This is a genomic window from Streptomyces sp. NPDC001568 (genome assembly GCF_042893755.1).
Lineage (GTDB): Bacteria > Actinomycetota > Actinomycetes > Streptomycetales > Streptomycetaceae > Streptomyces.
Window position 1 is genome coordinate 33518 of sequence record NZ_JBIAVF010000032.1, and the last position, 11274, is coordinate 44791.

Below are 11274 nucleotides of genomic sequence, written 5' to 3' on the forward strand. Positions count from 1 at the left end.
TCACCTCCTCTCCGGGTGCGGGGACGGCTCGGCCCGCACGGGCGCGCAAGGCAGCCCGCGACCGAGAAATCTGAGGGACCGCGTGATCACGGCCAGGTGGTCGGCGCCGTCGTAGCCGTCGTGGCCCGAGTCCAGCCACATCAGCTCGTGGGCCACACCGGCCGCACGCAGCACGTCCAGGTACGCCTCGACCTGTTCCGGCGGGCACTTGGCGTCCCGCCGCGCGGCGACGACCAGCAGCGGGGAGCGGATGGCGGCCGCGTAGGTGGACGGGGAGGCGTGGGCATAGGCGTCGGGCACCTGGTCGGGGGTGCCGCCGAACAGCGCGCTGTCCAGCGCCTGGAGGGCGGGCGTGGAGTGCCGGAAGGCGGTGGCGCAGTCGGCGAGCGGTTTGACGGCGACCCCGACGTCCCAGAGGTCCGGACGGGTTCCCATGGCGAGCAGCGTGAGGTAGCCGCCCCACGAGGTGCCGCACAGGCCCACGGCTCCCTCGCGTCCGATGCCCCTGTCCAGCAGTTCGGCGCGGGCCCGCACGAGGTCGGCGACCTGGGTGTGGCCGACGCCCTCGGAGTGGGCGGAGCGCCAGCGCGGCCCGTAGCCGGTCGAGCCGCGGTAGTTGACGCGGGCCACGGCGTAACCCGATCCGACGAGGGCCTGCACCATGGGGTCGTAGGCGTCACGGTCGTGGTCGGCGGGGCCGCCGTGGACGAGGAGGACCAGCGGGTGCGGCGCGGGACGGTCGGCGGGTGTGGTGACCAGGGTGTGCACCGGGCCGTCGGGGCCGGGCGTCCACAGGTCCCGGCGACGGCCGAACCGGGGAAGGCGCCACTGGCTCTGCCCCGGTAGCGGCGTGCCCGACAGGGACAGCGCGCGCGGCACGTTCACCGCGTCGGTCCAGAGGAAGTGCACGTCACCGTCGGCGGCCGGGGCGGCGTCCAGGATGCTGCCCTCCGGTGTGGGCACCGGGGTCAGTTCGCGGCGGTCCAGGTCGGCGGTGAACAGCCGGCTGCGGCCGTGGCGGTCCTGCCGGACCAGGATCCGTGCGCCACCCGGTCCGGGGTACCAGCGGGCGGTCGTCTCGGTGTCGAACGAGCACCAGGGCAGCAGCTCCAGCCCACGGCCGGGGGTCCAGGTGCCGAGGTGGTAGCGACCGGCCCGCTCGCGCAGCACGAGCAGCGGGCTGCTGCCGGGCGTCGGGTCGGGGCCGGGTAAGGGCGGCGTGGCGGGTAACGGCGGCGCGCCGGGTAACGGCGACGCTCCGGCCGTCGGGGCGCCCGCGGGTGCGAAGCCGAGCGCCCAAGTGCGTTCCTCGGCGCCCGAGAGCACCGCGACGGTGGTCCCGTCCGGCGCCAGCAGGGTGACGGCGCGGGCGGAGTGCGCGGGTCCGGAGATGGCCAACAGCCCGCCGTCCGGCGCCAGGTCGCACAGCGTCCCGGACTCCGTCATGCTCAGGACCCGTGTGGCGGCGCCGCCGCGCCGCCCCGTGTGCACGCCGAATCCCTCGGGGCTCCGGATGCCGATGGCGACCGCGCCCCCGGCGGCCAACGCCAGCCCCGCGGGCCGCCCGACCGGAACGCCCTCCAGGGCGGGACGGTCGGGGCCGTCGTCGAAGCCCTGGGTGCGCCAGCCGCCGCTGCCGTCCCGGTCCTCGTCGAACCACCACACGGCCTCGTCGCCGTCGATGGCGCACAGCAGCGTGCCGTGCGGACGGTCCGTCAGTTGTCTTCCGGCGCCGCTGGAGCGGTCCCACGTGAAGATCTCGCACCGGCCGTCGGCGTCCCCCGTGTACACCATCCGGTCCGGGTTCCGGGGGCTGGTGACCGGCAGCACCGGGCGGTAGACGCCGTACGTTCGCGCGGCCTGCGGCGGCCGGGTCCGGGTCACAGTGCCTCCCGTACGACGAGGCCGGCTCTGGAGGTCGCGTACAGCGCCAGCCCGGCGAACGCGCCCGCGCATCCCAGGGCGACGGCGCGCCCCCCGTACGCCGCGACCAGGACCCCGGCCGCCACCGGGGCGAGCACCGCGACGCCCTGGCCGGCGGTGCCCAGGACCGTCCCCATGCGGGCCAGCAGCCGGTCGGGGGTGACCAGTACCGCCCGGGTCTGCAGCACCACCGCCACGGACGGCACGATCAGCGACACCCCGCCGAGCAGCAGGCCGTAGGCCCAGGTCCGCGACGCGAACGCGAGCCCGGCCGCCGTCGGCACCATGATCCACGACGCGGCCGTCACGATCCGGGCGGCCGGGACCCGTCGGACCAGCCACGGGGCGCAGAGTGCGCCCGACAGCCCGCCGACGCCGGCCAGGGTGAGGATGAGCCCGATCGAGGAGGGGCCGGCGCCCTGGGCGTGGGAGGCGAACACCGCGTGGAAGTAGAGCGCGCCCAGGAGCGCGTTGATCCCGGCCGTCCAGACCACGACGAAGCGCAGGAAGGGTTCGGCGCACACGAAGCGCAGTCCTTCGGCGAGTTCACGGGTGAACGGCGCCGCCGGGCCCTCCCGCTCGGGTGTCAGGTCGGTGCGGATCGCCTTGCTCAGTACCGCCACCAGCAGGAACGACACGGCGTCCGCGAGGAGCGGCACCCACCGCGAGAGTTGGTACAGCACGCCGCCCAGCGTCGGCCCGACGATCTGCACCGCCTGGTCGCGCGCCTGGAGGAGGCCGATCGCCCGCGGGTACCCCTCGGGCGGCACCAGCCGTCGGATCGTCCCGGATGCCGCGGCGCCGTAGGCGGCGCTGGCCGCCTGCTCGAGGGCGGCGGCGACGAGGACGTGGGCGAGGACGACGTGGCCGAGGGCCACGGCCACGAACACCGAGCCCATGGCGGCCGCCGCGACCAGGGCCGCCGTGTACATCATCGGCTTGCGGGGCCACCGGTCGGCGAACACGCCCGCGACGGGCGAGACCACCAGTGCGGCGGCGAGTGCCACCGACCCGACGAGTCCGGCGAGGCCGGCCGAATATCCGGCGCCCAGCAGGATCAGCGGAAGGAAGAGCGAGGATGCGCAGGTGCCGAGTCCGTCGACGGCTCCCGCGATCCAGAAGAACAGGAAATCCCGGCTGCGCAACGGGGAGCCGGCACCGTCATGAACTCCGGGTAATAAAGGGCCGGAGGGCTCTAATTTCTCCTCGGCCTCCCCCATCAGGAATACCGCCCGGAGGGTATTGCTGACGCGAACGAACCCACAATACCCCCCGTTGATATGTGGACGTACGGCCGTTGAGGGTTGCGATCGTATCGAACGGAGACACGCGTCACAACACCCGCGTTCGAATGGAATTCTTGATCAAGGAACGGGGTTTTCCGGGGTGTCGGGCCCCACCGGACACCGGGCCCGCCGGGGGCCGTTGGCGCGCCACGCGGTAGCGGAGGGGGACGACTTTCGCACCGAAGGTGCGGGTCCCGAGGAGTTCGGGATCAACCCGGTTCCCGTGCCGGGGGAAGAACGGGATGCCACCGCCGACCAGCACCGGGCAGACCCCGACGCGATGCGCGGCGATCAGACCCGGCGCGGCCGCCCCGGCGGCGAGGGATGGACGGCGGCCGGGGCCGCCCGAACGGTGGGCCCGTGCTCGGGCGGCCCCGGCCGGGTCGGGTCGTCATTCATGACGGGTCGGGTCGTCATTTATGATTCATGGCGGCCGCGGGACGGTGGCTCGTCGATCCGGACGACAGACCCGTGACACCGGTCATGAAGATCTTGGGGAATCGAGTGACCGCCGGCATGCCTCCCGGTGACGTGGTGCGACCGAGCAACCCGCCCGCCGGCGAACCGAAGACCCCCGGGAGAAGTGAGGTATGCCAGTGATCTGCGTCGGAGGCATGATCGGCATCGGCAAGACCAGCGTGGCGGAGCTGCTCGCCAAGGAGCTGGGCAGCCAGGTCTTCTACGAGAGCGTGGAGGACAACCCGATCCTCCCGCTCTTCTACACGGCGAGCCCCGAGGAGATCCAGGCCAAGCGCTACCCCTTCCTCCTCCAGCTCCACTTCCTGCGGACCCGGTTCGCCTCGATCAAGGAGGCGTACAAGCGGGGCGACAACGTCCTCGACCGTTCCATTTACGAGGACTGGTACTTCGCCAAGGTCAACCACGATCTGGGTCGCATCAGCTCCCTCGAGATGCAGGTGTACGAGGGGCTGCTCGACGAGATGATGCGCGAGATCGACGGCCTGCCGTACCGCAAGGCACCCGACCTCATGGTCTACCTCAAGGCGGACTTCGAGACGGTGTTGCACCGCATCGGGTTGCGGGGCCGCGACTTCGAGCAGGACGCGGGGCTCGTCGAGTACTACCGGACGCTGTGGTCCGGCTACGACGAATGGGTGCACCAGCACTACTCGGCGAGCGACGTCCTCGTCGTCGACATGAGCCGCACGGACGTGGTGAACAACCCCGAGGACGCGGCGCGCGTGGCGCAGCAGGTCAAGGACGCCCTGGAGGCGGGCCGGCGCGGCGCCTGAGGCCACCGACCGCGACCATCGCACGTACGTTCCATTCGACCCGAGGTGAGGGCGGCCGGCGGGGCGGACCCGGTTCGCGCCTCCCCGCCCCGGCGCCGGCTCCACCGGAGGCCGCAGCACCACCCCGCACCTATGGTGGGGAGTGTGATCGAGTCTGGACGGCCGCGGCTCCGTCGGCGTTACGGCCGGGGGACCCTCGTGCGGCTGTCGCCGATCATGCTGACCGTCGTGATCGCGAGCCTGGCCTACGCCACTCCGCCGGAGATGGCCTTCAGCCGCCTCCTGCCGGCGGCGCCCGCCCTGGCCGCCGCCATGTGGCCGGTCCTGCCCACCGTCCTGCTCGGGACGGTCTGCCTGTGCCTGATGATCGGCCTGGGCATGGTCTTCCCCGACCTGGGCACGTGGTGGACGGCCGCCGGGATCGTCGCGGTGACCGTGGCCGCCGCGTACGGAAGCCATCTGCGGCTCCAGCGGGAGCGCACCCTCTTCCAGGTGCGGCTCGTCGCCGAAGCGGCGCAGCAGGTGGTGCTGAGCCCCATGCCGCGCCGCTTCCGGAACATCGAGATCGAGTCGCTGTACCTCGCCGCCGCGGCCGAGGCCCGCATCGGCGGGGACTTCTACGAGGTCGTCGACACCCCGTACGGGGTGCGGCTGCTCATCGGTGACGTCCGGGGCAAGGGGCTGCCGGCGGTGGGGGCGGCCGCCGCGATCGTCAACGCGTTCCGGGAGGCCGCCTACGACGAGGCCGACATGGTCGACGTCGCCCGCAGGATGGACGCCAGCAGCACCCGTTACAACGCGGCGTTCCCCCCGGAGGGGCCGATGGAGCGCTTCGCCACCGCCCTCCTCGTCGAGATCCCCCAGGAGGGCGGCCACATCGGCATCCTCAACTGCGGACACCCCCCGCCACTGCTCCTGAACGGCAGCAGGCTCCGCGTCCTGGAGTCGGCCACTCCCTCGCCCCTGCTCAGCCTCGCGGAGCTGATCGGCGACCACTACACCGTGGACACGTTCGACGTCACCCCCGGCGACCTGCTGCTCCTCTACACCGACGGCATCGCCGAGGCCCGCGCCCGTGACGGCGAGTTCTTCCCGTTGACGGCCTGGATGCGCGAGCAGCCCCCGGCGCCGCCCCGCGACCTGCTCACGGCGCTGCACCGCGACCTCCTGCACTACAGCAGGGGGCGCCTCGACGACGACGTCGCCGCACTCGCCGTACGACTGCGGCAGCCCTGAGACAGGCGGCCCGTCCCGAAGGGTTACCAGGCCTCCAGTCGGTCGCCCGCGACGAGCTCCGAAGTGAACCCGTCGGGGCCGGTGGCGGGCTCGCCGAGGACGGTGACGCGGTGCATGACGCGGTCGACGTCGAGGTGGCCGAAGTCGGTGGGGGCGAAGTGGCAGGTGCTCCGGTTGTCCCAGAAGGCGATGCTGCCCGGCTCCCAGCGGAAGCGCACCGTGTACTCGGTGCTGGTCATGTGCTGGAAGAGCAGGTCCAGCAGGTGGCGGCTCTCGATCTCGCTGAACCCCACGATCCGGGTGGTGGAGCCGGGGCTGACGAACAGCGCCCGCTCCCCCGTCTCCGGGTGCACGCGCACCACGGGGTGGACGGCGACCTGGGGGTCCTGGCAGTAGATGTCGAGGATCTCCCGGTCACGGGCGTCGGAGTGGCGCAGGTGGACGCCGGTGAAGAAGGCGTGCTCGGCCCTGAGGGTGTCCACGAGGTCGCGCAGCTGCGGCGAGAGGGCCTCGTAGGCGGCGACGGTGTTGGTCCACTGGGTGTCGCCGCCGAACGGCGGGGTGGTCTCGGCGCGCAGGATGGACAGGTCGGGCGGATTGACCGCCTGGGTGAGGTCGCTGTGCCAGCCGGCGATGGGCGAGACCCACTTGCGCCGGTAGTGCTCCTCGAAGTTCTTCCCGTACCGCTCGACGTCCGCCTTGGCGTCCACCGTGAGGATCTCGGGGAATCCGTCGGGCGAGACGCCGTGCTTCTTGCCGGGGCGGCGGGTGAGGGCACCGAACCGACGGCCGAAGGCGACGTGGCGGGCGTGGTCGATGTGCTGGCCGCGGAAGAAGACGACGCGGTGCGTGAGCACGGCCAGGCGGATCTCGGCGACGGTGGCGTCGTCGAGATCCTCCCGCAGGTCCACGCCGGAGATCTCGGCGCCTATGTGTCCGGCGATCTGCCGGACGGTGATCCGGCTGGTCTGTGCTGTCTGGGTCACGGTCGGGCCCACCTTTCGGATGGCGATGAAGATGAAGGGGAGGGTGTAGGGGGGTGCGGGACGGGCCGCCGCGGCCTCAGCCGAAGTGGACGGTCCACTGCACCCACAGGGGCAGCACGAGCAGCGACGCGAGGGAACTCTTGACGACGAGCTCCGCCGACAGGGCCACGTCGACGTCGTAGCGCTGCGCGAAGATGAAGAGGTTCTGCGGGGCCGGCATCGCGGCGATCAGCACCAGGTAGGCGAGCCAGTCGCCCTCGACGCCGAAGACGTAGCGGCACACCGCCCACGCCATCAGGGGGAAGACCAGGCACTTGAAGGCGACGAGCCACACCTCCTCCAGCGTGGTCCCGCGCAGCGTGAGGCCGGCGCCGCCCAGGTGCAGGCCGAGCGCGAACAGCGCCACCGGGGAGGCGCTGTCGCCCACGAACGCGAAGCTGTCCAGGACCGCCTGCGGCAGGTGCACCGACAGCAGGTTCAGCAGGATCCCCGCGTTGCAGGCGAGGACGACGGGCGTCACCAGCGAGGCGCCCACGGCCCGGGCCAGGCGCGCGCCGGGCCCACCGGTGCGCTCCGGCCGGCCCAACTCCATGATCGAGATGACGACGAGGGACAGCACGCAGACCTGGAACAGCAGCACCGGAAAGATGGGCGCCGCGTTCCCGAAGAGCATGATGAACACCGGTACGGCGAAGTACGCGGTGTTCACCTGGACGCCCGCCATGATGCGCAGGGCGACGCCCCGGGGGTCCAGTACGCCGAACAGTCGGGCCGCGGTGCCCACGACGACCACCGCGCAGGCGGCGGTGGCCGCATAGCCGCCGATCGCCCGCCAGTCGAAGAGGGCGGCCAGGTCGCTCGCGTAGATGTTGCCGAACAGGTAGCAGGGCACCGCGAAGAGGAAGGCGTAGTCGGCGAAGACCTTGGAGCTCTCGGCCGGTACGACCTTGCGTCGTGCGAGGAGGACGCCGCAGCCGAAGGCGAGGACCACCGGCAGCAGCTTCTCCAGGGCGGTCACCGCCCCCATGCGTTCGGCACCTTCACCGGGCTCCGGCCTGCGATCAGGTCGTGGTAGCCGGTGATGAGCCGTCCGATCACGTCGTTTCCGGTCAGGTCGTAGTGGTGGTCGTCGATGCGGGCGACCGGGAGGATCTCGCAGGCGGTGCCGCAGATGAAGGCACCGTCGGCCTCCGCGGGGAAGCCGGCGTCCAGGTCTCCGATCTCGTACGGGATGCCCTCGTGGTCGGCGATCGCCAGGACGCAGGCCCGGGTGATGCCGTCGATGGTGCACCGCGTGGTCGGGGTGAGGAGGGTGCCGCCCCGGGTGAAGAAGACGTGGGCGCCGGTCGCCTCGACGATGTTGTCCTCGTCGTCGAGGAGCAGGGCGTCGTCGAAGCCGGCCCGCAGGGCGTGGTTCTTGCTGATCGTGCCGATCATGTAGTTGCCGGCGGCCTTGCTCTTGACCGGGGCGTAGCGCGGGGAGGGCCTGCGGTACTCGGCGGTGGCCAGGGAGATGCCCGTACGGAGGGCGTCGGCCGCCGCGTAGTAGCCCGCGGGGATCTCCCACGCGGCCACGGAGGTGTGTACGGAGGTTCGCAGCGCGGCCGTCTGGATGACCTCGGAGCCGCGCCAGGCGTTGACGCGTACGTAGCCCTCGGTGATGCCGGCCTTGGCGATGACGTCGAGGGCGGCCCGGTGGAGGGTCTCCTCGTCGTGTTCGAGGTCGAAGTCGAGGATCCGCGCCGAGGTCCGCAGGCGCGCGAGGTGTTCGCGGAGCATGAAGGGGGCGCCGCCGTAGACGCGGACGCCTTCGAAGACGCTGCTGGCGTAGTGCAGGCCGTGGGTGAGGACGTGGAGCTTGGCGTCGGCCCAGTCCACGAGGCGGCCGTCGAGCCAGATGTGACCGGTTCGCTGGTCGAAGGGAAGCAAGGGGGGCACCTCAGAGCGCAAGGTCGAAGAGCGGGTTCTGGAGATCACCGACGAGGGCGACGAAGCGCCGCTGGTGCGGGGTGAGGCTGCGCACCGACACACCGTGCAGGGCCAGCGGGTTGATGGGGTACATCACGAGCGTGTTGCTCCGGTACGGGACGGTGGCGACCTCCTCGACGTAGCGCGGATCGATGTCGAACCGGTTGTCGCCGTACTCGGAGGCGCTGGTGGTGAACTTGTGGGCGCCCTCACGGTACTTGTAGAGGACGAGGTCGCCGCCGATGGCGTCGTCCTCGGCGAGGCGCATGTAGAAGAGTCCGCCGAACAGCTTGTACGGCTTGTCGACGTGGGGACCGCGGTAGGCGGAGGGCCGGCCGGTGACGGCCGAGTTGATGACGGCGGTGCAGTCCATGAGGATGTCGTGGGTGTCGAAGCCGTCCCGGTTGCGGCGGCCGACGCGCAGGTCGCGCAGGGGGCCGCACTGCTTCTCGGCGTCGGGCAGGTTGGCGAGCAGGTCGTCCTGGAACAGGTCGAGGAACTCGGCGTAGAACTCGGGCGACGCGTGGTAGGTGACGAAGTCCTTCCACACCTGGGCCATGGCCGCGTCCCGGAGGATGGGTTCGGACATGTAGTTGTAGCGTTCGTTCGACGTGATCTCCTTGCCGATCCGCGTGCCGATGTACTCGACGTCGGGCATCGAGGAGGCCAGCGCGTCGTACAGGGGCTGGGGCAGCGCGTCGCTGATCACGATGTGCGGGAACGGGTCGCGGCGGATGTCGTCCTTGGTGACGCCGGCCAGAAGCGAGCGGATGGGCGGGGTGGACTGTGACATGTCTGTCTCCTACGGGGTGAGGTTCCTGGCGGACAGCCAGGTTTCGAGCATCAGCAAGGACCAGAGGACTTCCGCGGTGTGCGAGCCCGGGTTCTCGGACTGCATGCGGAACAGGTCCCGGACGACGTCCTGACGGACGTGGTCGCGGTAGCGGGCGCCGGGTGCGAGGAGGGTGTCGCCGATCAGCTCGTGCAGCGCCTCGCCGGGCTTGATCATCGCCGCGATGGGGAGGGTGAACGGCTGCTTGGGCCGATCGATGACGCTCCGCGGCACCCAGCGTCGGGCGGCTTCGGACACCGGCGCCTTGACGGTGTCGCCGACGACCTTGAGCGCGGTGGGCAGGGCGTGGGCGAGGCGCATCACGGACGGTTGGAGGAAGGGGATCCTGGCTTCCACGGAGTGGGCCATGCTCAGGTGGTCGACGCGGCGCAGGATGTAGTACGGGAAGCGTTCGAACTGGTCGTAGCGCAGCAGCGTTTCCAGCTTGTCGAGTTCTCCGCCGCGCACCCGGCGGTCGAGTTCGTCGCCGGTGCGGTCGCCGAAGAGGCCGCCGTTCGCGGCGAGGAGGGCCCGGTGGTCGGGGGTGTAGAGGCGCTCCAGGGTGCTGGTGCCGATGGCGGCCATGGTGTCCTGGTAGCCGCGGTGCCAGGTCGTCGAGTCGTCGCGGGCGGCCTTGACGAAGCGGGCGTACCCGCCGAAGAGTTCGTCGGCCCCGTCACCGGTGAGGGCGACCTTGAACCCGGCCTCGTGGATGGCTTCGAACAGGGCGAAGGTGCTGAGGCTGTGCGGGGCGTTGTTCGGCTGGTCCAGGTGACGGACGAAGCGGTCGACGAGGGCGGGGAAGTCGGCGGGGTCGAGCAGGACCTGGTGGTGGCGGGTGCCGCTGTGGCGGGCGGCCTCCGCGGCGAAGTGGCGTTCGTCGGCGGGCCAGTCGCCGCGGTAGGCGACGTTGAAGGAGGCCAGGTCGGGCACGAGGGAGGCGGCGATCGCCGAGGTGTAGCTGGAGTCGAGTCCGCCGCTGGTGATGACGCAGACGGGGACGTCGGCGTCGAGCATGCGGGCCAGTTCGTGGCGCAGTGTCGCGTCGAGCATCTCGGCGGCCGCGCCGAGATCGGGCCCCGCGTCCGGCCAGTCGGGTTCGGCGGGCGACAGCGGGGTGCGGGTGAGGGTGAGCCGTCCGTCGGCGAACCGCAGGGTCGTGCCGGGGACCATGGTGTGGACCTTGGCGTGAACGGTGTCGGGGCCCCAGACGGCCCGGCCGCCGAGGTAGCGGTCGATCGCGAGGGGATCGAGTGCGTCGGGGAAGTCGGGGAAGCGGGAGAGGGCCTGGAGTTCGGAGGCGAAGCAGAGTCGGCGGCCGTCGGCGGAGAGGTAGTAGAACAGGGACTTCATGCCGGCGTGGTCGTTGAAGAGCTTCAGGCAGGGCTCGGCGCGGCGGTCGACGACGGCGATCGCGAACATGCCCTCCAGCCGGGAGACGAAGGCGTCCCCGTAGCGCTCGTACAGGGGCAGCAGGACGTCGCCGTCGCAGTCGCCCTCGAACGTGTGGCCGGTCGCGGCGAGTTCGGCGCGCAGTTCGCGATGGTTGTAGATCTCTCCGTTGAACACGCACGTCATGTCGCCCAGGACGAAGGGCTGGCGTCCGTGCTCGATGCCCTGGACGGCGAGCCGGTTGTTGCCCAGGGCCCAGGTGGCGGCGGTGTGGACGGTCCGGTCGTCGGGACCGCCGTGGTGCATCGCCCGTGCGACGGCGCGCAGGACGTCGCGGTCGACGGGCTCCCCGCCGAAGTGGCCGTATATGCGGCACATGCTGGTGACCTCTGTCTGTG

9 protein-coding genes and 1 pseudogene are annotated in these 11274 nt (G+C 71.4%); 2 read left to right on the forward strand and 8 right to left on the reverse strand.

Features of this window, described 5'->3' with window-relative positions; genetic code table 11:
- From ACFY0I_RS38205 to ACFY0I_RS38215, 3 genes and pseudogenes are all read right to left on the reverse strand, one after another.
- The gene (locus ACFY0I_RS38205; RefSeq protein WP_388904298.1) at positions 1–1884 is read right to left on the reverse strand and encodes an alpha/beta hydrolase family protein; all 1884 of its coding nucleotides are present in this window, start codon (positions 1882–1884) and stop codon (positions 1–3) included.
- Positions 1881–3143: an MFS transporter gene (locus tag ACFY0I_RS38210; protein ID WP_388904299.1), complete on the reverse strand. Its 1263-nt coding sequence runs from the start codon at positions 3141–3143 to the stop codon at positions 1881–1883. Before ACFY0I_RS38210 ends, ACFY0I_RS38205 begins: the two co-directional genes overlap by 4 nt.
- A gap of 112 nt (positions 3144–3255) precedes the next feature.
- A pseudogene (locus tag ACFY0I_RS38215) lies at positions 3256–3534 on the reverse strand (hypothetical protein); the annotation flags it as partial.
- 265 nt (positions 3535–3799) lie between these two features.
- Here ACFY0I_RS38215 and ACFY0I_RS38220 point away from each other — a divergent pair.
- Complete coding sequence (locus tag ACFY0I_RS38220; protein WP_388904300.1) at positions 3800–4462, forward strand: deoxynucleoside kinase; 663 nt, start codon at positions 3800–3802, stop codon at positions 4460–4462.
- Positions 4463–4606: 144 nt separating this feature from the next.
- Positions 4607–5698, forward strand: coding sequence for a PP2C family protein-serine/threonine phosphatase (locus tag ACFY0I_RS38225; protein WP_388904301.1), 1092 nt, complete (start codon positions 4607–4609; stop codon positions 5696–5698).
- A 23-nt stretch (positions 5699–5721) separates the two neighbouring features.
- On the opposite strand, the gene ACFY0I_RS38230 is transcribed toward ACFY0I_RS38225, so the two are convergent.
- The 5 genes from ACFY0I_RS38230 to asnB all read right to left on the reverse strand — a co-directional run bounded on the left by ACFY0I_RS38230 (position 5722) and on the right by asnB (position 11254).
- Complete coding sequence (locus tag ACFY0I_RS38230; RefSeq protein WP_388904302.1) at positions 5722–6684, reverse strand: TauD/TfdA dioxygenase family protein; 963 nt, start codon at positions 6682–6684, stop codon at positions 5722–5724.
- A 76-nt stretch (positions 6685–6760) separates the two neighbouring features.
- Entirely contained in the window at positions 6761–7711 is a 951-nt protein-coding gene (locus ACFY0I_RS38235) for an AEC family transporter (RefSeq protein ID WP_388904303.1), read from the reverse strand.
- Complete coding sequence (locus tag ACFY0I_RS38240; RefSeq protein ID WP_388904304.1) at positions 7699–8613, reverse strand: aminotransferase class IV; 915 nt, start codon at positions 8611–8613, stop codon at positions 7699–7701. The genes ACFY0I_RS38235 and ACFY0I_RS38240 overlap by 13 nt, the downstream gene beginning before the upstream one ends.
- A gap of 10 nt (positions 8614–8623) precedes the next feature.
- Positions 8624–9445: a hypothetical protein gene (locus ACFY0I_RS38245; protein WP_388904306.1), complete on the reverse strand. Its 822-nt coding sequence runs from the start codon at positions 9443–9445 to the stop codon at positions 8624–8626.
- 9 nt (positions 9446–9454) lie between these two features.
- Positions 9455–11254: an asparagine synthase (glutamine-hydrolyzing) gene (gene asnB, locus ACFY0I_RS38250; protein ID WP_388904307.1), complete on the reverse strand. Its 1800-nt coding sequence runs from the start codon at positions 11252–11254 to the stop codon at positions 9455–9457.
- Positions 11255–11274: the final 20 nt, after the last annotated feature.